Annotated in this window: 17 protein-coding genes and 1 pseudogene; 9 read left to right on the top strand and 9 right to left on the bottom strand. The window is 67.0% G+C overall.

Annotated features, from left to right (window positions below):
* Positions 1 to 73: 73 nt before the first annotated feature.
* From ACIGEP_RS13965 to ACIGEP_RS13945, 5 genes are all read right to left on the bottom strand, one after another.
* Complete coding sequence (locus tag ACIGEP_RS13965; protein ID WP_396662237.1) at positions 74 to 832, bottom strand: DUF5677 domain-containing protein; 759 nt, start codon at positions 830 to 832, stop codon at positions 74 to 76.
* 470 nt (positions 833 to 1,302) lie between these two features.
* Positions 1,303 to 6,297, bottom strand: a complete 4,995-nt coding sequence (locus ACIGEP_RS13960) for a hypothetical protein (RefSeq protein ID WP_396662236.1) — start codon at positions 6,295 to 6,297, stop codon at positions 1,303 to 1,305.
* 262 nt (positions 6,298 to 6,559) lie between these two features.
* Positions 6,560 to 7,915 (bottom strand): cyclic GMP-AMP synthase DncV-like nucleotidyltransferase, encoded by a 1,356-nt coding sequence (locus ACIGEP_RS13955; protein ID WP_396662235.1) that lies wholly within the window; start codon positions 7,913 to 7,915, stop codon positions 6,560 to 6,562.
* Complete coding sequence (locus ACIGEP_RS13950) at positions 7,912 to 9,102, bottom strand: SAVED domain-containing protein (protein ID WP_396662234.1); 1,191 nt, start codon at positions 9,100 to 9,102, stop codon at positions 7,912 to 7,914. The genes ACIGEP_RS13955 and ACIGEP_RS13950 overlap by 4 nt, the downstream gene beginning before the upstream one ends.
* 180 nt (positions 9,103 to 9,282) lie before the next feature.
* The gene (locus tag ACIGEP_RS13945; protein ID WP_396662233.1) at positions 9,283 to 10,563 is read right to left on the bottom strand and encodes a recombinase family protein; all 1,281 of its coding nucleotides are present in this window, start codon (positions 10,561 to 10,563) and stop codon (positions 9,283 to 9,285) included.
* Between ACIGEP_RS13945 and ACIGEP_RS13940 the strand changes: the two are divergent.
* A pseudogene (locus ACIGEP_RS13940) lies at positions 10,562 to 11,733 on the top strand (IS3 family transposase). The gene ACIGEP_RS13945 and the pseudogene ACIGEP_RS13940 overlap by 2 nt on opposite strands.
* Before the next feature lie 367 nt (positions 11,734 to 12,100).
* On the opposite strand, the gene ACIGEP_RS13935 reads toward ACIGEP_RS13940, so the two are convergent.
* The 4 genes from ACIGEP_RS13935 to ACIGEP_RS13920 all read right to left on the bottom strand — a co-directional run bounded on the left by ACIGEP_RS13935 (position 12,101) and on the right by ACIGEP_RS13920 (position 17,727).
* A complete protein-coding gene (locus ACIGEP_RS13935) occupies positions 12,101 to 12,421 on the bottom strand; it encodes an ArsR/SmtB family transcription factor (protein ID WP_396662232.1) in 321 nt (106 codons plus the stop codon).
* A 108-nt stretch (positions 12,422 to 12,529) separates the two neighbouring features.
* Positions 12,530 to 12,868: a sulfate permease gene (locus ACIGEP_RS13930; protein ID WP_396662231.1), complete on the bottom strand. Its 339-nt coding sequence runs from the start codon at positions 12,866 to 12,868 to the stop codon at positions 12,530 to 12,532.
* 155 nt (positions 12,869 to 13,023) lie between these two features.
* Entirely contained in the window at positions 13,024 to 16,584 is a 3,561-nt protein-coding gene (gene mobF, locus ACIGEP_RS13925) for a MobF family relaxase (protein ID WP_396662230.1), read from the bottom strand.
* A gap of 471 nt (positions 16,585 to 17,055) precedes the next feature.
* Positions 17,056 to 17,727, bottom strand: coding sequence for a TetR/AcrR family transcriptional regulator (locus ACIGEP_RS13920; RefSeq protein ID WP_396662229.1), 672 nt, complete (start codon positions 17,725 to 17,727; stop codon positions 17,056 to 17,058).
* Positions 17,728 to 17,819: 92 nt separating this feature from the next.
* Here ACIGEP_RS13920 and ACIGEP_RS13915 point away from each other — a divergent pair, with 92 nt between their 5' ends.
* The 8 genes from ACIGEP_RS13915 (at position 17,820) to ACIGEP_RS13880 (ending at position 25,001) form a co-directional block, all read left to right on the top strand.
* The gene (locus tag ACIGEP_RS13915) at positions 17,820 to 18,803 is read left to right on the top strand and encodes an NAD(P)-dependent alcohol dehydrogenase (RefSeq protein WP_396662228.1); all 984 of its coding nucleotides are present in this window, start codon (positions 17,820 to 17,822) and stop codon (positions 18,801 to 18,803) included.
* A 939-nt stretch (positions 18,804 to 19,742) separates the two neighbouring features.
* The gene (locus tag ACIGEP_RS13910) at positions 19,743 to 20,147 is read left to right on the top strand and encodes a helix-turn-helix transcriptional regulator (protein ID WP_396662227.1); all 405 of its coding nucleotides are present in this window, start codon (positions 19,743 to 19,745) and stop codon (positions 20,145 to 20,147) included.
* A gap of 172 nt (positions 20,148 to 20,319) precedes the next feature.
* Positions 20,320 to 21,219, top strand: coding sequence for a bifunctional DNA primase/polymerase (locus ACIGEP_RS13905; RefSeq protein ID WP_396662226.1), 900 nt, complete (start codon positions 20,320 to 20,322; stop codon positions 21,217 to 21,219).
* Entirely contained in the window at positions 21,216 to 21,866 is a 651-nt protein-coding gene (locus tag ACIGEP_RS13900) for a DUF2637 domain-containing protein (RefSeq protein ID WP_396662225.1), read from the top strand. Before ACIGEP_RS13905 ends, ACIGEP_RS13900 begins: the two co-directional genes overlap by 4 nt.
* Positions 21,863 to 22,279, top strand: coding sequence for a hypothetical protein (locus tag ACIGEP_RS13895; protein ID WP_396662224.1), 417 nt, complete (start codon positions 21,863 to 21,865; stop codon positions 22,277 to 22,279). Before ACIGEP_RS13900 ends, ACIGEP_RS13895 begins: the two co-directional genes overlap by 4 nt.
* Positions 22,280 to 22,370: 91 nt before the next feature.
* A complete protein-coding gene (locus tag ACIGEP_RS13890; protein WP_396662223.1) occupies positions 22,371 to 23,207 on the top strand; it encodes a hypothetical protein in 837 nt (278 codons plus the stop codon).
* Positions 23,204 to 24,277, top strand: coding sequence for a ParB N-terminal domain-containing protein (locus tag ACIGEP_RS13885; protein ID WP_396662222.1), 1,074 nt, complete (start codon positions 23,204 to 23,206; stop codon positions 24,275 to 24,277). The genes ACIGEP_RS13890 and ACIGEP_RS13885 overlap by 4 nt, the downstream gene beginning before the upstream one ends.
* A gap of 34 nt (positions 24,278 to 24,311) precedes the next feature.
* Positions 24,312 to 25,001 (top strand): hypothetical protein, encoded by a 690-nt coding sequence (locus ACIGEP_RS13880; protein WP_396662221.1) that lies wholly within the window; start codon positions 24,312 to 24,314, stop codon positions 24,999 to 25,001.
* Positions 25,002 to 25,004: the final 3 nt, after the last annotated feature.

Here is a 25,004-nt window from a genome sequence, read left to right as displayed (position 1 = left end):
ATGCCGGGAGCCAATGGGATTCCGTCAGCTGGTACCCAGGCAACACCGGCGCCGCGGTTCGCACCAGCTTCCCTCACTGCGGATCGGACTGGGTACGACGAACTTCCCAGGTAACGCCGAGACGGCGCCGAGCCCTCGCGAGTTGTGTTCGGTGCGTCGGTTTGGCCTGTGCGTCGTCGGCAGCGATCTGCGCCAGAAGCAACATGAGGGCTTGTACCCGCATCCACGTTGCGCCTTGGTCCCAATCCGCGTTCAGCAGCATCGCCACGCCTAGCGGGGCGTCTTCGGACTCGCGCACCGTTTCCAGATAGACGTCAGCCACGCTGGACGTGGCATGCGAATACAGACTCAACGTTCGCCACATCGCATAGATATGGCGACCACCAGATACGGCGCGACACCGCTCTTCGAAGCTGCGCGTGCGCGTAACCGTCTCGGCGTCACGTGCTTCTTCCTGCTCTACCCGTCGAAGAATCTCCGACAGATCGGCGAGCCCTAGCTCGGTGACCTCCCGATACATTACCCGGCGACTCTTGGTATCGACCGCGCTCAACGCTGCGCCTCCGCTATCAGTGACGAGAAGCCATGCCGCGTTCATCGCGCACTCGAGCGTCTGCCGGATCAGCGGCATCGCTTCAAGGTCGTGTCCTGCTTCGTGGAGCGTGAGCACAGCCCGGGAGAGTCTCGCGGCGTGATGGGCGAACGTCCATATCTGGATCGCATTGGAGGGGTGAAGACCGCTGCGCGGAGTGAATCGCCGCGACATGTGCTGTTCCCAAAGGTTGACGAGGCGAGCAGTCTCGTCAGCGCCATCCGGCCACGCATCACCCATAACGAGAACCTACCGAGCGCTTCGGACAGTGGCGTCGCGCTCCCGCTTGCCCGAGTGCTTCGATGTCCTGTGCCCGGTTGGCTGGCTTGCCGGTCTAGCCGACGTCGAGTCACGGTAGCCGGCGATGACGCCGCGGCGCTCAACGACGGCTGCGTGCGCACTGTATCGTCCGGTCGATTCCGAGCGATGCGAATTGGGGGTCCTGGATGTCCGCCGACGCCGAGCGGCGTCGGATCCGACAAAGCGCGTCACGCCGGTCTTCAATGGCTCGACGAAGCCCATAAATTTACCTGGTCAGGGGCTTTTGTCGGTTGGAAACATAGGGGATATTGCAGCGAACACCACATGGAATCTATGACGCCACCGCTGGCCGTGTAACCAGGGACCTTGACTCCAGGGGAACTCACCCGTCCGTGCCCAGCAAGGGAAGGGAAGATTCGTTTCGCGCTGTTGGTCCGCGTTATCCTCCATCAGCGTGAGTATGCTGCGAGAGTCTTGTTGCCTGCGTACACCAGACGGTCGACGAGGTTGAGCCAGTTCCCTCCGGCTCCGCATGCGTCGGCCTCGGGTTTGATCTCGACCAGCCACTCGTCCATGGGCGCATAGGAGACGAGCTGACGGTCGGTTCGCGAAAGGCACAGCGTGTCGAGCCAGCCCAAGCCTTCGGTCACTTGTGTCTCGAGGGGTAGCTGGCGCAGGAATCGGATGAGTTCGAGAAGACATGAGGATCTACCGGCTGCGTATGGGAGCCACCGCGGAAGAAACTCCACAAGTTCGTCGGGATGCACCCACTTGAAGATGGTGCGACCGAACTCGTCGTGCAGCGACTGGGTAGTCTCAGGATGGTTCGGGAGCAGGTAGCCCAGCGCGTAGCCGTTGAAGCTGTCTGACCGGTCATAGCCGGCCTTGTTCGCGTCCACCTGATCCAGGACGTGTGCGAACACGGTCGGCCACACTTCTCTCGCCGCGTGAGCGAGCTCCTCAGTCTCTGCCCCAACGGCTGCAAGGTCGCGGAGGAATGCGCTGAACACATGGCTCGAGGGAGCGAGGGCTGTGATGTATTCAAGCAGCAGGCCCTCGTCTGTGTTCACGCGAGACCGGGTCTGCAGCAGTGCGCGTGCAGCGCTGATGGTCTCGGCGCCGTCGTCATCAATGAAGTAGATGTTCTCGGACTGCTCCTGAGTGACCATGGCGTGAGCCTGTACACGGAGAAGCGTCTCCAGGTCGCGTCGGGCGAGCTGCGCGACACACGCGTTCGACGAGGCGGCGCGCCCGAGCGCCCGGATGGTCGCGCTGAGGCGAGATGTGTCCAGACGATCCGGCCGGACTTCCGGAATCCGGGCCATGACGTCGCCGGTGAGGACGACCTCGGGGGCTTGCTGTAGGTCGTCGTCGAACTCGCCGATTTCGCAGAGTCGCGCGAGGTCGAGCGCCCACTGGTAAGCGATCAGATGGATGCATGGGTGGCCTGAGCACGGATGAGCCCAAATGTCGTCACACCCACGCGCGAACTTCAGGCACGTGGCTGTCGCCGCGAGCGGCCCGAGAGCGGCGGCGGCCGCGGCGATGTCGTCGGGGGTTGCGCCGGCCGCCGCGAGTTGTTCGGTCAGTTCAGGAAGAAGCAGGCGCGGAAGGGCTTCGGCGGCGGCTCCGCGCGTTCCGATGTCTTGCTCGTACCGGAGTGCGTCGTCGTTGTTCGCGGCGGCGTCCGCGGCCTGTTGGAGGATCTCGAGTATCGAGGTGATCGCGAATGAGGCGTTGTTACCGAATGCTTCGGGGTGTCCTGCGGCAGCGCTGCGGACTGCGGCCGCTGCGACGTAGGCGAGCGCGAGATACGGATCGGACGCCGCGAACTCGGGTGGGTTGTCGTGCAGGTCTTTCACCTGTGCGAGGTCTTCCGCGATCTCGACCGGGGTTGGTGGCGTCCATCCTTGCTTCTGCTGTCGCGCCGGAATCCAATACTTGTTCTGGAGCCCTAGAAGGAGGTTGCTGCGGTCCATGTCGGCTCGCATCGGAGCGAGCTCTTCTTCAATGTCCTCGGGCTCCTTGACCGAGACGAGCACTCCGCCCTCCACGCGCTCGGTTGTCATGTTGTCCGCGTCCAGTGTGGCTGCCCAGCGCCGGACGGTGGACTCGCCGGCGTCGAAACGGGCAGCGTTCGCGATGAGTTGCGCGCCGAGATCCTTGAGCTCTGCCCGGCGCTGCGTGTCAGCATTCAGGACGAGGAGCCCGACGATGTCGCGCAGGTACCATTTACGGCGTTCGGGGTTTGTGATGTCGTCATCGGCAGCGCGCATGAAGCCGATGGCCTCGTGGGTGACGCGGAAGTGCTCGAACTGCCAGACGAGCGGCTCGACGAGGTACCGGTCGAGCACCTTCGGGTCGTCACCAAGGTGACGGATGATGGCACCGACGACGAGCGCAGGCATGGCTAGGTTTTCGCACCCCTTCAAGAGAGTCGCCGCCACGTCTTCAATCGCTGCTCCGCCGGCCACCATCCGGTCGACCCACCGTTCGACGGCCTGGAGCGAGCTCATGCATGGGTACGGCCCATTGGTGTTGCCGCGGTACCAACCCCATACGTTGCCGTCTCCGACATAGGTTCGCTCGGAGCCATCGATCGCGAGCGTGAACTTCGAGCTGGACGCGGGAGAGCCTGAGCCGTTCTCAGCAAGGCATCGGATGTTCGCTGCGTGGTTGAGGATTCGGTTCATGACGGGAACCCAGTCGTTGGGCTGGCACGTCCTGGTCAGGATCCAGAATGGCCCATAGCCATGGCTGGTGAGGCCGCGGAAGCCGCGTGGCTGGTGATCGCGGATGCCGTTCCAGTGTCTCCGGTCGCCACGGTTCTGGGTGTCGATGTAGTAGGCCTCGGTGAGCTGCAGAAGGAACTTCGGGTCGTACGAACCAAGGCCCCACGCGCTCCAGTCGAGGTCGACTGCCGGCTGGAGACGGGACGGCGAGTCTGCCGCGACTTCGGACAGGCAGGCGCGCACATCATCGTTGATGTCGGGGCCGAGAAGTGCGAACAGCTGGATGTACCGCTCCTGGGTGATCTCCCAACTCAGAGTCCTTCGGCGTTGCCTCTTCGTGTGGCCGTCGAAGACGTTGCATACGAATTCTCCTTCGGGCTGTGTGGGAGCGTCGCCGGGAGCCGCCGGGGGGTGGTGGGTCCGCCAATGGCCAAGTAGGAGCTCTCGCAGAGCCACCCGAGTCGAGTTACCCGCGGGCAATCCGACCAGCAGAGCGGAGTTCAGCCACTCGCACACCAATCCGAATTTCTCGTCGTCCTGGCGCCACAGCTTGTCAACCTCCTCGACCAGGAGGCGCACGACCGGCTCACCGCGCGACACGTCGATCATGTTCTCGTGTCGTTGGTGGAGTGAAACCACTCTGACGAACGTCGCAAGAATGTCGTCGGAGTCGGCGGTGTTCGCGTCAAACGTGTGCCGGAGAAGGTCGTATGCGTTCGGCATCTCGAGCACAGCTTCGAGCGGCACGTCCTTCCAGCGGACCGTGGACACGTCGCCGAGAGTGTCGAAGTGGACCAACAGTGCCGCGAGCTCAGCATCAGGGTCGTCCGCGCCGGTGAGTTTGCCTTCGCAGGCGAGCTTGGCGGCAGACATGGCCCATCGCTTCGGGCCGGACGCTTTCAAGGTCTCGGTGACGGAATCGGCTCGTGCTAGGCGCACGGCCGTCGCGAAGCGACGGACTTCCTCGTGCGCGAACTCGGGCTCGATCTTGCGCAGGTTCTCTGGCGAGACCAAGAGGTCGGCTCGTAGAGCGTCGAGCGCGGCGTGCTCCGGGCGGGGGTAGACCTTCTCTGACGGAGGCAGTTCGAGCGCCGCCTCACTCATGGCCAGGAGTGCTGCGGTTCGTGCGGCCGCTGAACTCCCGCCTGTCGCGCGGCCGATGAGGTCTGACCAGACCAATTCAAGGCAACCCCAGTCGTCTAGCGGCGTGGTGACCGTGGTGCCGGTCCGAGCCAGAAGGTCGACGACTGACAATCGTCGATACAGCGACCTGGTAGGCAAGTTCCGGAGGGTGCCGGCGATCGCCGGCACCCCTTCTCGTACGATTCGCAGCTCGTCGTCGTCGAGTCCGGGAACCTGAAAGTCCCGCGGTGTCGGGTAGATGCCGACGATGGTGTCCGCGGCGTCCCTGAATGCGGTGTCCGCCACGACAAGTGCCAGACCGACTTCGGCCGCATGTGCGGCCGCCGCGAGCTCGCGCAGCAGCGGACCCCGTCCTTCGGCTGCTGCGTCCGCTGCATCGACAACGAGCACACGCGATGGCGCCGTCATCTCGCCCAATACGTCGGAGAGTGCCATTCCGAGATCCGAAGACAAGGCCGCCACGCTGTCGCGGGTCCTTCGCAAGTTCAGGACTGCGTATTGAAAGTCGCTGTCGGCGGCGGCGAGTGCCGCGACCGCCGACAACGTCAGAGCGCTCTTGCCGGTGCCTGACTCACCGGTGACCAGGACGGCCCCGTGAATTGTCCCGGCGACGACGAGCTCAGCCTGGACAGCTGTCCGCAGCTTCGCGCGGGGCAGGTCGACCCGGCCAGCCAACTCGTGGCGGACGGCGATCATCGCAGAGCTCTGCTCGACATCCAGCTGCGCCCATGCTGCTCTGGACCTTCCGGCATCGGATGACAAGACGGAATGGATCTTGCGTCGAAGCAGCGGAAGATCGACCACCGTGCCCTTCTGGTCGAACTGGGTCGCCCGGGCAGAGTGGAGATCGTTGCGGACATCAGCGCCGCTCTTCCCTGCCCGCGCGAGGGGGCTCAGCCGGTTGCCGATCTCGACCCAATCCGTTTCGTCGTCGGACTCGACGAGGAAGTTCAGGATCCAGAGTCGGTTGAGAAGGGACCAGACAAGGCGCCTGAGTTCGTCCTGGGATGCCATCGGGCGGGCCCGCTCCACCAGCCCGCTCAGGTGGGTGTAGCGGTTGGCGGAGCCAGCGTGACGCTTCGGCTCGTGCACCTGAGCGTGGAAGTCGGCCTCGGTAGCGTTGTCCCGTGCGAGGGAAGCAAGAAGCTGGACCTCTCTCTGGGCAGCTGTCATACCTGCGACGGCTACCGCGACATATGCACGCTCGTCATCGCTGAAGGTGTCGATCTGATCCAGCAGGGTTCCAACGAGCTCCGCGGTCTTCGGGTGGCTCTTGATGAACTGCGGGGCGCGTCGAGCGGCGACGTGGACAACAACCCGATCTTCACCCCTTTCCGCCTCTACGCGCAGGTCGTCAACGGGTTCCTTCGGGTTGGTCTGGAAAGCAAGCCTGACCACCGGCAGCTCATCGGTCTCCGGTCGTCCGGCGCCGAGAAGCATGTCAGCGAGGTAGCTGGTCGCGACTCGATGACCGAGAGTGCTGCCTCCACCCCCACCGGCGTAAGGATTCACAACCGGAACCTCGTCGTCCCGGCCGCAACCGCACTCAGGGTCAGGTCTTGCCGTCATCTTGCAAGTATCGCAACCTGCCGAAGACATACAGCCTGAGCGCCCCGAGATGCGGAGGACGCCTACTGGTGTCACATCTGACAGCTCCACTTCCGAGCGTCGCGGCTCATAGCGCTCGGCTGCACGAAATCCCCGGTCAAGAGTCTTTTATGCGAAAGGAAATGTAGGGGGACTGCAGCGAATACCACATGGAATCTCTGACGCCTCTACGGCGTGTTCTGGCGAGCGCGCGACGCCGGCGTCGACGGAGCATCCGGTGGGCTTAGCGGGACATGATGATGACGTCCTGCGTTGCGGTGGCCACGGCTACTCCGTCCTTCACAATCCATGCCTGAACCCAGTGTGCGCCAGGGAAGTCGCTTGTCTCCTGGATCTGGTTGCCGCGCTTCAAGATCTCTCCTCGGAATGCCTTCCGACTTGCCGCTTCAGGCCCAGCGTTCCGGACCTTCCAGTACACGTCGTACGGTTCCGGCACGGTGCAGCCCTCGATTTCGAACTGGAGGGAGCGCCCGATGGGGACCAGATTGCCGTTCGCGCTTAGCGGGCGGTAACGCCCGCGGCCCTTCTTAGTTGGCGACATCCGGCCGACGATGCGGAAAGTGTCAGCGGCTGAACGACGCTCGGGGTAACCGAATTTCTCCGTGATGGTGAGCTCTCCGGGGACCATTTGGTGCTCATAGGTCGGCGTAGCCGGTGCGGCAGATGCGGAGAGAGCCAGTGTGGAGTTGGCGCTGCTCGCGCCGAACGAGTCGCCGAATAGCTTCTTCCACTTGTCGACACTCTCGGAGGCCGTGGCGTCGAGCGCTTCGCGGGCCAGCCGCGCCCAGCGCTTCAGCTGGCTCTTGAGGTTATCGAATCCCGTCTGAGTGAGACGGTCCGCGAGGTTCTGACCGATGCGGTCATCCACCCACGGCGGCACCGAGTGCAGCTCGAGGTAGTCGCGGAGGTCTTCGAGCAGTGCCGTGAAGGTTGTCGCGACGTTGCCGTAGTCGTCGATGCCGGCAAAGCTCTTGACCCGTTCGGCGAGCAGGGCAGCCAGCACGACGGAAGGGCAGTCGATGGAACTGCGATCGCGCAGCCACTTGACGAGTCGGATGACGCGGACGAGATGGCCGTTGGTGGTGCTGTTCTGTTCGTTGAACCAGTCCGTGAATGCGGTTGGATCCTGCCGGATGAACTCGTTACGGGTGCGGTGCGTGATGTAGGTCTTGCCATCGGCGCGTTCGATGAAGGGGACGACATCGATGTGGAAGTCGTTGGCGAACTGGATAGTTACGCATCGCTTCCCGAGCACCGTTTTGTCGGCGTATCGGGGCACCGCGTCGAGCGTCTTCTTCAGCTCGAGGGTGTACTTCTTCGGTTCCCACTCGTCCTGTTCCGCCATGGGCAGTAGGACGTCCGCATCGAAGTCGTTGCCGGACAACGGCTTGATGATGGTCCTATGTGCGAAGGATCCCTGGGGGATCAGGCTGCCTTCGAGCTTGTCCTCGAGGATGGTGCTCTCTTCGAGCGCGGTGTCGAGGGATGAGACCCGTGAATGCAGCGTGTCGAGCCGCGACTGGTTCAGGTTGACGCGGTCGCGGAGGAAGAGGTTGAACTCCCTGATGCGTGCGGTCATTCGGTGACCTCCATCGCGGCCTCGTAGCCTTCGTCGGTGAGCTGATACACGACCATCGTCGGCTGAGCGGTACGCATCCTATAGCGACCCATGGCGATGGCGGCGGGAGCCGGCACCGATGCGATCAGGTGCAGCGTGCGGACGTCGGGGAGATCGTTCTCGATGCGTGCAAGTGCCTCGCGCCACGCGCGCCCGAACTCCTCCAGCGCTGCCCGGGTGCTGATGAGCTCGGGGTGAGGCATTTGCCCTGTGGGCGAGATGATGACGCGTGGGAGGGATGTCAGACCCGAGGGAAGGCGGGATTCCTTTATCGGCGAGGTTAGCTCGACGATGACTGTTGCTTCGTTCGCGGGAGTGGGTGATGAGATGAGGGCGACGTCGAACCTCGGCGTCTGGGTTTCGTCATCCCACGCCCACGCGGTCACGTCGTCGACGCGCTTGCGTCTGAATAGCCGGGTCTCGGTCTTGTCGTCGAGATTCGATCCCAGGTAGACCAGCGAGGGGATTGGGGCGAGGGCGAAGACGCTGATGGTCTCTATGTCGCCGGCTGTGACAGCTTCCGCGACGCGGGCTGTGAGGCGGTTGAGTTCTGTCCGATGCGCGTCCCATGCCCATCCGTCGTTCGAGTTGCCGGGCAGGTGGAGTGTGAACGCGCCGTTGCGGGTGTCGTCACCCATGCCTGTGTAGCCCTCGGGACGCAGCGCTTCGGCGACCTGTGAGAGCGAGACCGGTGCGGCTGTCCCGCGGATGTCAGCGCTCACGGTCACCACTGACGTGGGCCGCAGGATTGCAAAGTCGGTAACCTCGCGGACGCGGCGCTCGTGCAGCTGCTTCCTCTGGGTCAGGAACTCCACTGTGTACTTATCGCGATATACCTTGTCGTCGATGCGCTTGTGGCACCGGTAGCAGAGCAACAGAAGATTCTCTTCGAACGACCGCTCGCTCGCGTCCAGGTCCGATTCGCCGCGTGGCGCGTTCTTGCCTGAGCCGGCGCCGACGATGTGCGCAATCTGTCCGACCGGGATGGCGTGCCAGAATGAGTCGGCTCCGTCGAGTATATAGGTAGCGCACAGCACGCACCGTCCGGCGGCCTTCGCCCATACTCGAATCCGCGTGCTGTCTGGTACGTCCTTACGCTGGACCTCTGTGTCGCGTGTCGCGACCTCGCTCAACGTTTCGGTCTTCATGATGCGCATCTCCGGGGTGCCTCAACCCGACCCGCTCGCCCCGATGTCGGGGCTGTCGTGCTTCGGGGGGACCCAATCGTACATACGGGCACCGACATTCGACGGCAGCGGCCAATGCTGCGGGCTCAAGCCGTCGGCGGGAGGTCGCCGTCCTTCGTGCCCCTTGCCGTTCCGCCCGTTCTATCGGCGTTGAGCGAACGACAGGAGTGCGCACACGGCGGCGCGCCGAAACGGTAGCCACTCCCAGCGTCGGCGCAGTTCCGCGGGGTGGAGTGCGAGGATTCGTGCCTGGTTGTGCAGGGTGAGTTCACGCGCGCCTCGCGTGAGTGCGTCGGCGAGCGGAACGCGCTGGCTGAGGTAGTCGTGGTGGTCGAGGTCACCGGCACCGAAGTTGGTTGCGAGGACGGTGAGCCGAAGGCGTGCGGTATGGATTGCTTGGAGGAGTTCGTGTGGACGCTGCGCGACAGGTGGCGCAGTCGTGGCGAGCATGTCGAGGATGGTGGCTTCGGTGTGGGCGTCGACCTGGGCGGCGTCGATGCTCGCGCTTGGGCATCTGGTCGTGGCGGTGCGGCATGTGTAGATGCGGGTGCCGTGCCTGGTAACTCCCGATACCAGTCGTGCCTCACATCGTGGGCAGACGAGGATCCCGCCGAGGAGCGTTCTGGATGAGCGGGCGGCATCTTGGCGCGGCAGGAGCAGAGTGACCTGGACAAGGGCGGACTCGGCGGGGGTGAGGACAGACTGCCATGTGCCTGGGATCGCGCGTTGATCGGCGCGGTCCCAACGGCGGAGGTGGAGGCGATCGCTATGGAGGATCGCGCGGATGGTGGTGGTGTGCCATTTGTTCGCGCGTGGCGCGGGGATGTGCTCGATGGTGAGCGCTCGGGCGATGACGGTTGGGGAAAGTCCGAGGAGGTAGTCGTCGACGATCCTGCGTACGACGGTGGACTCGACGGGGTGCAACGTCCCGTCGCTGTTGTACCCGTAGTGTCGTCCTCCGTGTAGGAGCCCGGCGCGAGCGCGATGTTGTTGCGCGCGGGCTACGCGGGCGCCCTTGTGAGCAGATTCGTAGTTCGCGAACGCGACGAGTTGCCGGGCGAACAGGCGCCCCTCGTGCCGATTCAAGTCGAAGGACCCGCCCTGAGCGGACTCGACGCGGATGGGGCGGAGGTCGAGCAGGTCGAGGAGCTGCTCGAGTTCTCGCGGCTTGCGGTAGAGGCGATCGAGATGCCACACGATCACCGTTCCCGCCTCGGACTCTTGGATCTGATGGAGTAGCTGCTGGTATCCGGGTCGGGCGCGGTCTTGGTACACGGAGATGGCTTCATCGAGGAACTCGATCGCTCGCGTATAGCCGAGTTGGCCTGCGAGTGCGGTGCAGTCGGCTCGTGGGACTGCTGAAGGTTCCGGTGACTCCTGACCTGTGGTGACGATGGTCGCCGCTGGAAGGATGGCAGTCATGCCGAGGCCGTATCCGAAGGAGTTCCGGGACGATGTCGTCGCGATCGCGAGACGTAGGGATGCGTCGTTCGCGCAGATCGCGAAAGACTTCGGGATCTCAGAGTCCTGTGTTCAGAACTGGGTCAAGAAGGCCGAGATCGAAGACGGTGCTCGCCCGGGTGTGAAGCAGGCTGAGGCCGACGAGACCCGTGAGCTGCGCAAGCGGGTGCGGCTCCTCGAGCAGGAGAACGAGGTCCTGCGCCGGGCTGCGGCGTATCTGTCGCAAGGGGTGTTGAAGAGCCCAAAATGATCTACCCGCTCGTCCGCGAGCTGGCCGCTGCGGGCGCCCCGGTGAGGGTGCCGGTGGCGGTGACGTGCCGGGTGCTGAAGATCGCGAAGCAACCGTTCTATCGGTGGCTCGCCCGCCCGTTCCCCGACCGGGACTGGGACGAGGCGCAACTGACCGATGCGGCCTTCGACGCGCATCGGGAGGCGCCGACGTTCGGGTATCGGCTCATCGCGGACGAGCTCGCCGATGTCGGCTTCGAGGCGTCCGAGCGGCGGGTATGGCGGATCTGCCGCGACAACGGGATCGTCAGCGCGACCAAGCGGCGCCGACGGGGCAAGAGCACGAAGGCGGGCGTGCCGGTGCATGACGACCTCGTGCAGCGCCGCTTCACCGCCGACCGGCGCGACCGGTTGTGGTTGACCGACATCACCGAGCACTGGACGGGTGAGGGCAAGCTCTACTGCTGCGCGATCAAGGACGTCTTCTCCGGCCGCATCGTCGGCTACTCGATGAGCGACCGGATGAGCGCCGACCTCGCGGTCGCCGCGCTGCGCATGGCGGTGCAGCAGCGCAGGCCGGTCGGGACGACGGTCCACTCGGATCGCGGGAGCCAGTTCCGGTCACGCCGTTTCGTCCATGCGCTCAGCAGTGCAGGGCTCGTCGGGTCGATGGGTCGGGTGGGTGCTGCAGGTGACAATGCGGCGATGGAGTCGTTCTTCGCGCTGTTGCAGAAGAACGTCCTCGATCAGCGCTCGTGGGCGAGTCGGCAGGAGTTGCGGCTCGAGATTGTGCACTGGATCGAGGCGGTCTATCACCGGAGACGACGTCAACGTCGGTTGGGTCGTTTGACGCCGGTCGAGTTCGAGACGATGATGACCGGACAGGCCGCGTCCGCGGCCTAAGACGAAGAGTCACCGGAACCTTCAGCAGTCCCGTCGGCACCAAGGGTTCGGTTGGCGCATTAGATCTCCACGCATCTGCAACCAATAGGTTTCGTGCCATCGCCGAGGCAGAATGCGCCCTGGACATCCACCTATAGGGCGAGACCCGTTCGCTGAGTCGAGTAGCGCTGAAAGCACGACGCAGCGGGCAGGCGCGGACCAACGCTGAGTTCTTGGTTGGGCGGCATGAGAGCTCGATGACGACCACTTGCGCGTCGACCACGGGAGCGATCGCCTGTAGCCCCGGCAGGGTCTCGCGGGCCGACACGGGCTGACCGAGCTAATCGCGGCGAGCCATCGTCTCGCGCGCGGGAGGGGCCGGGCTAGTTCATTCTCCGATGCCGAGGTGCTTGCCAAGCTCCGCGTACAGCTCCAGCACTCGGCCGGCGTCGATCTCGTATCGGGTGCGCTGCCCGCGCCGGGCTTGCTCAGGGGGCGGGTCGGGGATGACGACGCCGAGCGCGGTCAGCCCGGTGAGATGGAACTGCACGGTCTTGGGCACTAGGCCGAGCCCTGTCGCGAGCTGCCCGCGTGTGGCGGGTCCGTGCTCGTGGATGTAGCCGATGATGGCGACCCGGACGCCGTAGCCGAACGCGCTCACGGCGTCACCGACCGCCGGCGGCAGGTCGGGGCGAACGTGTTCAGGCACCCGTCCATTCTGCCGGAGTCGCCTTGTCGTCTCACCTCGCACACAAGGGGATAATACCGTTATCCACTAGTCGAGGGGCTGCCAGAGATCGAGGTCGGAGCGTCCTGGTCAGGCGACGGCGTAGCGGGCCTGCGCGCGGCGGGCGCGGGCCTCGTGCAGGCGGGTCCGGGCCAGCAGGATCAGGCCGACCGGGCCGATGAACGCGAACTTCGCGGCGTTCCAGAGGAACAGCACGACCAGGATGTTCAGCCAGCCGGGGCCGCCGTCGGCGACCGCGGCGGCGAGGGCCGAGGCGATGAGCAGGTAGGGGACGGCGATGAGCATCGCCGGGACGCCCCATTTCAGACCGCGACGCGTGTGGATCTTGTCGAGCAGGATGTTGGTCGGCATGTAGCGGCGCAGGAAGGCGCGGGTACAGACGCTGAAGGTCCAGAGCAGCCGGATCATGAGGGCGGTCCTCTCCTAGTGACTCGGCAGCGAGTAACTAGAAGGACCGGCCGGCTGGCGGTGCGGTCATGCCTTCGCAACAAGCGACGGCGCCGAATGGAACTGCCTACACCCACGATACGCCGACAGGTGTGACATCGGAAGCGCATCGCCGATCACAGGCCGGGTCCGGTGCGCTCGGCGCGCGGGTCCGGCGGCGTCCAAGGGTCGCGCTCGCCCGTGTCGGCGAGCGTGCGGGCACGCTCCAGAGCGGCGCGCGCCCGTGCGGCGTCGAGTCGTTGAGCGGCCGGGTCGGGGGCCGGCCCGAGCGGAGTGTCCGCCGTGACCTCGTACCGATCCCGGTAGGCGGCTATGGTGGCGGCGGCCTGCCACCATCGGGCGCGCGGCGCCGGCCGGGCCGGCGGCTGCCCGAGGTGCCCGACCCAGGCCCGGTGCTCAGCCACCGCGGCGCGGGCGAGCGCCTGGGCGCGGTCCTCGATGAGCTGTCGGCGCTCATCGAGCGCGCACCGCATCTTCGCGTCCATCGGCCCGGCCGCTTCGGGGATGAGCCCAGCGATCAGCCGCGGCGCACGGCGGGCGCGGCCCGCGCCGGCTGGCCTGGATGTCACGGCGGACAGGCGCGCGTGCAGGACCGCCGCGACGTCCTCGGCGTCGTGGAGGCTGCGGGAGGCGACCAGCCGCGGCAGCAGGGTAGCGACGTCGTGATGGTTGGCCTCGGCGTAGCGCAGCTCGGCGGCGAGCGCACCGAAAGAGTCGGAAGCGATGGCGTCCTCGGCCTCGCGCTCGTTGAGGCCGCTGGCGCGGGTCAGGGCGACCCACCGGTCCTGCTGCGCGGCGGTGGCGATCGTGTCGTACTCCGCCGCGATCTGCCGGATGGACGACCATGCCTCCTGCTCGGAGGTGATCGTCTCGTGCGCGGACAGCTCGGCGCCGGAGTGCTGCACGACGCCGAACAGCACTGTGCGTGCGCTGGCCGCGGTGTTGTCGCCGGGATGCGGGCCGGCATGCACGCCGTCCGGTCGGTCGGTGGCGACGTAGGCGTGGTTCGCGTCGCGTCCGCGCGTCATCGCGACGTAGAGGTTCTCCCGCGTAGTCGTCGCCTCGATCAGGGCGTGCGCGGTATCGGTGGTGAGTCCTTGCGCCCGGTGCGCGGTGACCGCGTAGCCGAGATCGAGGTGTTCGCGGACGTAGCCCGCCGGCAGCACCAGGGACGCGCCGCGGCGGCGGTCGGCGCGGCGAACGGTGACCGAGCCATCGATGCGCACGGAGGTCATCGTCCAGCGGTCGCCGTTGCGGACCCAGCCGCGCCCGGCCCGCAAGCGCCGGTCGTTGTGACGGGAGATGACCGCATCGCCCGGTGAGGCGAGGGCGCCGTCGTGCAGCTGGACCGAGCCGCGCAGCGGCGTCACGGCGCCGTCGAGGATCAGGTCCGCGCGTGCTCGCTGGTTCAGCGCGGAGACCGACTCGTGGGTCTCAGCGATCAGCACCGACTCGCGCCCGGCGAGCATGTCGCTGCGCCACCCCGTGTAGGCGGCGTCTGTCATGGCGTCGGTATCGCCGTCGTGGACGCGACCGTGGGCGTCGTACTCGTCGATCACGGAGGCGGCGCCGTGGCGCAGCCCGAGGGATGCGGCCTTCTCCCAGCGGTGCGTGAAGCGGTGGATGTCGACCAGCTCGGGGGCGTCGTCGCGGTCGTGGACGAGCATCGAGAACGCCCCGCCGGCGTCGACGGACTGCAACTGCGCCCAGTCGCCCACGAGCAGCGCCTTCGCGCCGGCCTGTGCCACGAGCGCGGTGATCCGATCCAGGGTGAGCGTTCCGGCGAGGGATGCCTCGTCGATGATGACCAGTTGCCCGGCGGCGAACGTCGTGCCATGCACGAGGTGGTCCTGCCACCACTTCGCCGTGTTCTCGGTGACGATCCCGAGGTCGCCGGCAAGCACCTGCGCCGCCGCGGCGGACGGGGCAAGGCCCACCACCGACCCGTGCCCGTGCTGGATCTCCCAAGCCCGCCGCAGGGCGCTCATCGCTGTCGTCTTCCCGGCGCCGGCCGGGCCGACCAGCACGTCGAGGACGCGACCGGAGACCGCGACCGTCGCCAAGGCGCCGGCCTGGTCGTCGCCGAGCACGTGACCACGACGGTCGGGCTTGCGGGTGACGCGCTCGAGCTGGGTCAAGTCGAGCGTGGGCGCGGTCAGCATCCGGGACCGCTCGATCAGCCGATCCTCGGCCGCGAGCAACTGCGCGGAGGAGTAGACCGTGGCGTGCTTCGGCCGGAACACGCTCGTCCCGTCCGAGCGCCGGAAGATCGCCGGGCTGCTCGCCAGCTCCGGCGGGGTCAGCCGCAGCGACCCCGCCTCGGCGGCATCGGCAACCATGCCGACGATCGCCTCGCGATCTGTCGTGCTGGCGAACCGCCAGCCCATCGTCTGCCGCGCGGCCTCCGCGTAGAGGTTCCACCGTCGCCACGTCGCCCGCTTCTCGCCCACGACCTCGACCACGCTCTGCCCGAACTCGCGGATCACGTCCAGGGGAATGTCATCGGCGCGCAACAGCGGCGGCGACGAGGCTTCGGTGACCCGACGCGCCCACTCGGTCGCGTCCTCGCCCAGGGTCGTGCTCGCGCGCTGACGCCATTGCGCCGTCAGCGCCGCGAGCGACTGCACCTGCTTTTCCGGTCTCGTCGTCAACGTCGCCTGCGCGCGCAGCTTCACGATCGTCGCCGGCGACGGGCGCCGCCCGTGCTCGCCGATGTACCGCTCGATCAGCCGGTCGGCTTCCTCGTCGATGTGCCGTGACCGGCTGGAGAACAGGGCAATCAGCGACTCCGGGACGGTCGTGATCGCCCATGCCGGGTTCCGATCTCGGCCACGAGACCGCGCCTCCCACTCAACGCCAAGGACGCGGGTGAGGTGGTCGGCGAACACCGCCTTGTGCAGCTCCGACAGGGCGACGACCGCCGCGTGCAGCGGCCGGCCATCCAGCGACCGCCACTTGCTGTCGAGCAACGTCTGCACCTTGTTTGAGATGACGACGTGCGTGTGCAAGTGGGGATCGCCGGCCCTGCTGTCGTAGTGATCGAACGCGGTTGCGATGAGTCCACCGACCCCGACCTGTGCAACAGCGCCGTCGCGTCCGGTTGCACCGACGCGCGTGGCCGCAATCTCCCGCTCCATGAACGCAACCACCTCCGCAACGGCTGCATGGTGTGCGTCGGCGATGATTGCCTGCGTGCCGGCGTCCGCAACCGCCCACACGACCGATGCAGCCTTCGGGATCGAGAACGTGAAGTCGAACCCGGCAACCGCGCGCCGCGTCCCGCGCACGGCTTCCTCGACCTCGATCTGCGCGATCGCCCCCGCCCGAGCGACCACACCCAGGCTCGGGTCCAGCGCAGCGATCCGCGCCTCGACGCGAACGGCAGCAGTCGAGAAGTCCTGGTAGGCGCGGCCGAGCGGATCGCCCGTGACCGGATCACGGCCCATGCCGACGAGCAGCTGGAGCTGAGCCTCGGAGGCCTGATCCCCGGAGTCGATCCTTCCGCCGCCGAGCGCCGCCACGCCGCTGCCCACCCAACGACCGGGCGGGGTTCCCTCCTCGAGATAATACCGCGTCAGCGGGGTCGACAAGGCACGGTTCCCGTCGCCTGCAGCGACCGTCTTGAGCAGGTACTTGTAACCCTCGCCCGCGCTCATCACCCGCATCGAGACCGTCATGCCAGTCAGGTGCGAACGCGACCACCGCCGTCGGACCCGGCGCCCGCGCCCGGTCCGAACCTCGTCTGCAAGAGGCGTGGTGGAACATGAAGGTGTCTGTGGTGGAACATGAAGGTGTCTGTGGTGGAACATGAAGGTGTCTGTGGGAGACGAAAGCGAGGGTGAAGAATCTGGCCGGTTCGAACGGTTCGGCCGCTGGCGCGGTGCCGGTCGCGGTGCTGCTTCGTAGCCTTCGTGATGAAACTCGTGCGGCTGGTGGATGACCTATTTCAGCGTGACGAGTCCGTAGCGGACGGAATGGCATGCCAACATCCCAGGACGTCCTCGGCAGTGACGTGGTTGAGGCCCCGGTGTCGTAGCCCAAGAGTCGACGCCTCGGGTTGCGTGGCACGGACTAAGAGTCCTTTGAGGTCACTGGACTACTCGTCACTCGTTCCCGCACCGGAGCCGCCAGGCGAAGTCGTACTTTGATCACAGCGAACGCGGTGGTCCCAGCCGTGGTCGGTCCTGCCGTGCGAGGGAGGCTGTGAGCGTTTTCGTGGGCACACCCTCCGGTGCGGGGAATCCTGAAGTGGGGCTATCTGGCTGGATGCCGCGGAGGAACAAGTCCACATGGCGTCGCCAGATCTCGCTGCCGACAGAGGCACTCAGCTCGTAGGTCGTTCCCAGCGTGGCGAACAATGCGATGACATCGCTCGGGTGGACATCAGGTCGAACCCGTCCGGCCTTCGTGGCGCGAGAGAGCAGCTCGGTGAGCACTGTGGCGAGCCTGTTCCACTCGAAGTACTGCGCAACCCCCGAGTCCCCCTTGAAGATCTGGTGAAGGCTGCGGTCGCGAGACTGGATTTCACCCGTCATCTCCATGAAGCCCACCAGAGCGCTCCAAGGGTCCTGGATCTGCAGCGTCAGTTCGAGCTGCGTGAAGAAAGAACGGGTTGCCTCGCGGAACGTGGCCTCGAGAAGGTCCTGCTTGCTCCGAAAGTGCCGGTATGCGGTCCCGGTACCCAGTCCGGCCTCGCGAGCAATATCGCTCATTGACGCGTCCAGCCCGCGGGCTGCAAATATGACCCGGGCCGCTGCGAGCAGTCGTTGCCGGTTCCGCTCGGCGTCCTTTCGGACTGTCACGGTCTCGCTCGATGTCATGAGTCCCAAGAAAGTAGAGTGCAGAGTCTCATTTCACGATACGCTAGAGAAATGGTAGATGGCACTCTCACTTCTCCCCCGGGCCGGCGTCGATGAGTCTCTCGATGCGCGCCGCTCAGTATTCGGCCTACGGGTCCGCTGACGTCATCGAGATACGTCACGTTCCCGTGCCCTCTCCCGGGACAGGCGAGGTGCTGGTGCGAGTCGGTGCCACTAGCATCACAGGCGCAGAGGTCGCGTTGCGTGCCGGGAAGCTCCGTCTTCTCTCCGGCAAGCGGTTCCCCAAAGGTCTAGGGATGGACTTCTCCGGCGAGATCGCAACAGTCGGCAACGGCGTCGAGGGACTCAGCACTGGCCAACGAGTATGGGGCGTCCTAGACCGGTCGACGATCATCCGCCAGCCGTCGCTCGCTGCTGCGGCGGAATATGTCGTCGTCGATGCCCGATTCGTTTCGCCCACACCCGTCGGCCTGACAGATGATGAAGCGGTCGCTCTCATCGGAGGAACCACCGCGCTCACCGCCCTTCGGGACAAGGCTCGTCTCCAAAGCGGCGAACGCCTCCTCGTCCGCGGTGGCACGGGAGGTGTCGGCTACATTGCCGTCCAGCTCGGACGGGCGATGGGCGCCTCCGTCACCGCACTGGTGAGCGAAGCCAGCATCGCGGAAGCTCGACGCCTGGGCGCCCACGAAGCCCTCGATTATCGATCCGTCCGGCCCGAGGACCTCGGGGAGTTTGACGTGATCTTCGATACTGTCGGCTCGCAGATGGCCCGCTACCGACAACGACTCACGCCCCACGGACGTATGGTCACCATCAGCTTCGCTCCGATTGTTACGGGGCTCATCGCGATCGCGGTCTCAACGATCCATGGACGACGCCGCATCCGCACGTTCAGTGGAAACCCGGATCGGACCCTCCTCGACGACTACGCAAGCTACGTCACATCCATCCCACTGCGCGCACTCATTTCAGGCTCCTTCGACCTCGAGAACCTCGCCGACGCTCACCGTGCTTCAGAAGCGGGAGGCCGACCCGGTAAACACGTCGTCATCGTGCGAGCGGCCACCCTCTAATGCCGATGGCTCCGTGCGGACAATCCGTTAGGGAGTTGGCGCTCTCAGATCGAGTCTGGTTCGTTCGCTACCCTGCTGCATCCTCAAGGCGATAGCTACAGGTGTGGGGAAATTGATGCCGGGGTGCAGTATTCGCGTCGACCGCGTCGAAGTTCCCGGTCCAGTTCTTGCTCAACTCGGCCCGATCAAAGTCCGCGAGGGTGATGGTGCGCCAGTTATGCGATTGCCCGCATCCACTCGGTCTTTCGCCTCGGAGTCAGGCGGCGCCCGGCAAACGTGTCTCCCGGATCGTATCCCTCGTCGGCTTTGGTCAAGAGACCTGATCCCAGGGGCGGCCCAGTGGGGGCGCGACTGATGCGACCGCTTGTATCGGCGGCTGAGAGCGTTCGTACCGGACGTACGTGCCGTGTGGTGTTTGGGAACGCGGAAATTTTTCATGTCCTGGAGGGAGCCGCATTCGTGGAGACCGCGACGGGTTCCCTGAAACTAACGCAGGGCTCAGCGATGTTTCTTGGCAGTGGCAGGTGGTACTCCATACGTCCGGCTCCATTGGCGCGGGTATGGATACTTTATGTCGACGAGTTCTTTCTTCGTTCCCACATGCGATGGGTGCTCGCCGCCGCCAGCCGTGCTCGCTCAGGTGTGGATCCTGATGACTGGGACGGCTCCGCAGTCCTTATTCACCCTGGTCTCGAGATCTTGCACCGCATCGAACCGCTCTGGCGCCGGATGAGCTTCGTGAACGAAACCGCCCCGCCGGAAGTCGCGACCACGCGGTTGATCGCCTTGTTCTCGAGTGCTGTCGAAATCGCTCTTGCCAACATGCTCGTAGATAACAGCGGCGAGTCGGATAGATTCGCGTTTCCGGTGCGGGGACGGTTAGCGCAGCCGGTGCTTTCAAGGTCGGTGCGTCGATCGATCGAACTTCTCCGTTCTCGCATGGCCGAGCCGTGGACCGTGAGCCAGCTGTCGTCCGAGATCGCGGTCTCGCGAGCCCACCTCACTCGTGTGTTCACTCGTCAGGTGGGGGTCGCCCCAATGCGGTTCCTTATCGAGGCTCGGCTGACGGAGTTTACGCGGCTCATTGAGGAGACCGATCTACCCGTCTCGGACGCATCCCGGCAAGTCGGATGGAAAGACGCGCGGGTTGCGGCAGTATGGTTCCGCAAGCGCTTCGGAATCACCCCCACGCAGTACCGTCGGCATCCGCACCCTCCGTGCACCGGCGCGATGCCGTGCGAGCTGTGCCGTCGCGTGTGCGCCCTTGATCCGGTGCTCGAGCCTGTGACTCGTGCGGTGTCGCGTGATTCGCGCCGCGACGCTCACATTTGGCGCTCTTCCTAGACGACGTCTGCGCCCTCCCGGTAGGCCGGGCTGATACGTCAGGTTCACCGCTGGACCTGATTGGCGCACCTGCCGATCGTCCGTCTGCCTGCGGCGTGGTGAACCTCGCGCACCTCATGGTCGCAAGCCATGAAGCGAGCCTCGGATCGGGGGCGCAGGGAGGAGGCCGGCGATGGATATCGGCACCGTGTTGCGCGCCGTTGCCGTGATGCCGCTGCCGGATGCGGCACGGACGCTCGCCGAGGCTGGCGTTCCCGTCTTCCCGTGCCGGCACCGGGGCAAAGAGCCACGCACCGAGCACGGATTCCGCGACGCCAGCGCCGAGCCGCGCCAGGTGTCCGCATGGTGGCGGCGATGGCCGACCGCGAACATCGGTGTCCCGACCGGCGCAGTCTCCGGCTTCGAGGTGGTCGACGTCGACGTCCACCCGGCCGGGACCGGGTACGCTGCATTCGGTCGAGCGCAGCGCGCCGGTCTGATCGACGGATGGGCCGCGCTCGTGCGCTCCCCGTCCGGCGGACTGCACGCCTACTACTCGGCGACCCCAAGCGCCCCGCACCGCTCCTGGCAGGCACCGGCCGCGCACGTCGACTTCCGAGGCGACGGCGGCTACATCGTCGTGCCGCCCTCGACGGTGATCGGCCCCAACGGGGAGCGCTCCTACTGCGTGATCGCCACCGCGAGCTCCCACGCGCTCCTGGTAGACGCGACGGCCCTGCGCGAGCTGCTGGACCCGCGCCCAGCACCGGCGCCTTGGACGGGGCCGCGGGATCGTGTCGTCGACCTGGACCCCGAGCGGTTGGCTCGGTGGGTCGCCGCGCGCGGCGAAGGCGAGCGCAACCGTGCCCTGTTCTGGGCCGCGTGCCGCGCCGCCGAGGCCGGCGTCTCGCCCTCCGACGCGCACGCCGTCCTCGGCCCGGCCGCCGAACGCGCTGGCCTGCCGGTGCCGGAGATCACCACGACGATCCGATCCGCGTACCGGACCGCGCTGCCGCACGCACCGGCCCGGCCTGCGCTCGCCGGGGCATCGTCGGCGGCAGCTTCGCAGCCCCCGATCCGGGCGGCCTTGTGAACGGTCAGCCCCAGGTGCGGCGATTCGTCGTCGGCACCGCCATCGCGGGAACCGTGTTCATCGCGATCGGCGCGTTCTGGCTGTCCTTCACCGCGCTGGCGGATCTGGCGCGACGCTCCGGGATCGACGACGCGCAGGCATGGGCTTGGCCCCTCATCGTGGACGGCATCATCGTCGTCGCCACGGTCGCGGTCGTCGCACTCGCCGGGCAGCGCACGGCCTGGTATCCGTGGCTGCTGCTGATGGCCGGCGCCCTCGTGTCCGTCACCGCGAACGCGATCCACGCGATCGTCGCTGCCGACGCGGACGTGCCGGCGGTGCTCGCCGCCTCGGTCGCCGCCGTGCCGCCGCTGGTGCTGCTGGCGATCACCCATCTCACCGTTGTCCTGACCCGCGCCCGCCCGCCCGTTCCGCCGGTTCCCGGGCCGGCCCCCATGCCGCACTTCAGCGTGGAGTCGGACGAAGCGCCGGAGCCGGAGGTGTCCGGGCGGGGGCTCGCCGTGGTGCTGCGCGACGAGGGATGGTCGAACAAGCGGATCGCCCGGCACGTCGGCGTGCATCCCTCGACCGTGGGCCGGTGGCTCGGGGCGCGCACGTCTCCGATAGCGATCACCACGACCGCCGACACGGAAGGAACGCCCTCATGAGCGACGCGATCCACGACGGGCAGCTGTCCCACGATGACCCGCGCGAGGCCGGCCCGCAGCCGGTTCGCCCGCCCGCCGAGCGGCCAGAGCCGGAGGTCTCCGAGCTCGCGGTGCATGGCGACCCGTCCCGCAAGGCCACAGCAAGCACGTCGTCGGCCGCGACGTCGGGCCGCCGCACGGTGGCGTGGGTGCGTCCGACCGACCTGTTCGTCAGCCTGAGCGGGCGCGCATCGGGGCGGGGCATCGACTTCCAGGCGGAGCTGGCCCGCCGCACCCGGCACCTGCCGTTCAACGCGGTCGCGGTGTCCCGTCGCGGGATCGCACGCCGCTCGCACCGGCTCGCCCCGGTGACCGCGTTCGGTGTGAACACCCCGGCCGCGCAGACCTCGCTCGAACCCCTCGGGCTGAAGTAGGCCGGAGCCCAGCATGCGCACCTACCCCAGCGTCCGGCCGGCAGCTGGGGAGCGCCCGCGCACCTCCCTGTCACACAGGAGGTGCCCGATCATGCTGCAATCCACTCTGCCCGCGTTCGCCACGAGCGAGGGACTTCGCGTTCTGCTCGTCCGCCTGCACGACGCCGGCCCTGGTGCCTGGCGAACCGACCCGGATGCGGCAGCGCTGATGCAGTACACGATCCGCAAGTACGCGGGCCTGGCCCGCAAGCACCGGCAGGAGCCCGAGGACGCCGCCCCGGCCGCGTTCGACGCGATGCGCTCGTCCTCGGTGCGCGGCGCCGACGACCCCTGGGCGGTCGTCACCCGCGCGGTGGACATCACCCTGAAGGCCGACGAGCAGGCCGCCGGGATGCTGTGCTCCACCCATCAGGCGCGCCGCGCTGAATACTCCGGCTTCCACGAGGCCGAGCGCTTCTCCGACCGGGAGACTTCGATCACCGAGTACCACCCGGCGTTCCGCGTCGAGGCGCCCGAGGACACGGAGGACGAGAGCGACGACCGCTCCGAGCAGGCGCGCCGCGCCCTCGAGGAGACCATCGCGCTGTTCGTCGCGCTGGACTGGCCCGAGGATGTCACCCGCGTCGCGATCGAGTACATCAGTGGACGGCTGATCGAGACCGGATCGCGGCGGGCCGCCTACGAGTCGCTGCGACGCGACAAGCATGCCCGTGCCCTGCTGGACATGCCGCGTGTGTCGTGGACGGCGCTGCTGCGGGTCGTGCTCGGCAGCCCGGACCCGACGCTGGCGGCGACCAACATCGGCCGTGGGGTGCTGCTGCGGCTGACCCGCGGGTATCCGGTCGCCGAGATCGCCGCCGATGACGACCTGGCGCTGACGATCATCCTCGCCAACCCGATCACCGTGCGCGGCGGCGAGCTGTCATGAGCGAGAGCGACCCGACCGCGGGGCACATCGAGTTGGAGTGGTCTCTCGATGCGATCCGCATGGGCTATCGGCACCGGCGGGAGCAGGGCAACATCTCGGAGCTGGCGGAGTCGATCCGTCGTCAGGGGTTCCTGCATCCGCTGACGATCGCTCCCGACGGGCTGCTGATCTGCGGTGGTCGCCGCCTCCTGGCCGCGCAGCACCTCGGGCTGAAGACCGTGAACGTGTGGGTGCGCACCGGGATCTCCGACAAGCTCTCCCTGCTGCTCGCCGAGCAAGACGAGAACCAGCTGCGCCTGGACTACACCGACCTGGAGAAGGCATCCCTGTACCGGGAGCTGCGCGCCGAGCTCGCTGCGGACGCCGCCCGCCGCCAGGAGGCCACCAGATTTACCGCCGAAGGAAGAAACCCCAGGTCAGAAGGTGCCGCCGATTCGGCGGCACCGCAGATCGAAGCCGGTGACACCCGCGAGCAGGCGGCGCTGATCGTCACTGGCAAGAAGGGATACACGAAGCTGGAGCAGATCGGCCGGCTGGAGGAGCTCGCCGCCGACGCCGCGCAGCCGGCGTCCGTGCGCGAACGCGCGCAGGCAGGCTTGGACGCGATTGGCCAGGGCGGACCCGTCAGCCCCGCCTACCGGCGCGCGCAGGCCGAGCAGTCCCTCGCCGAGCTGGAGCGCCTGGCCGAGGACGAGACCGAGCCCGGCGGGGTCCGCGACGCCGCGGCCCGCGCGCTGGCGCGGCTTCGCGGCCAGCAGGCCACAACCCGTGCGGCCGAGCTGGAGCGCGTCGCCGCCGAGACGCTCGCCCGCGTTCGCGCCGCGACGAAGCGCCGCCCGGCCCGGACGCTGACGGCCGCCGGGCCGGATGAGCCGGCCCGCTACCCGGTGCGCGTGTTCGTCGCCACCGTGGACGACCTGCAGGGCTTCACGTCCCACTTCGATCCGGTCGAGCTCGCCGCCGCGCTCGACGAGGAACAGTGGCTCGCATTCGAGGCCGTGCTCGACGCGCTGAACGAGATGGCCGAGCAGATGCGCTCGGCACGCGCCCACCGCCTGATCGCCCTATGAGCAGGCGCGGGGACGCCCCGCGCACCTGGACAGCATGGAGCCGAACCCTCGCCCACGCCGCACCCGCCTGATCCTCGCGCTGATCGCCGCCGGCCTGCTGCTGATCCTGGTCGGCGTCGGCGTGTACGGGCTGCTGGCCGCCCCCCGCCGGGATGCCCTGCCCGCCCCGGCGCCGAGCACCTCGTCCACGCCGCGCCCCTCCGAGGCGCCCCCGGCTTCGGACGAGCCGCCTGCGGTGCGGCTTACGCACAACCCGGAGCAGTTCGCCCGCTCGGTCGCGGCCACGCTGTTCACCTGGGATGCCGGCGCCGGCTACGGGCCGCTGGATATCGCCGATGTTCTGCTCGAGGTCGCAGAGACCATCACCGGCGAGCAGAACGGCCTCGCCTCCGATATCGCCGGCTACCTGCCGACGAGTTCCGCGTGGGCGCAGCTGCGCGGCTATGCCACCCGGCAGAGCCTGACCATCGACAGCATCGGCGTGCCGGACGGGTGGGCGGACGCGCTCGCGCAGGCCCGGCCCGGCCAACTGCTGCCCGGCACGACCGCGTTCACGATCGACGCGACCCGGCACCGCACCGGCGTCTGGAACGGGCAGCAGATCACCTCCGAGCATCCCGTGGCGTTCACCGTGTTCATCGTGTGCTCCCCGCCGGCGCCGGAGTTCTCCACCGGGCCGTGCCGCCTGCTGCGGCTCTCCCAGCTCGACAACCCGCTGCGGTGATCG

Source organism: Microbacterium sp. NPDC077663, from assembly GCF_044542795.1.
Classification (GTDB): domain Bacteria; phylum Actinomycetota; class Actinomycetes; order Actinomycetales; family Microbacteriaceae; genus Microbacterium.
Note: the sequence above shows the minus strand (reverse complement) of the source record. Positions and strands in the feature narration are given on the sequence as shown.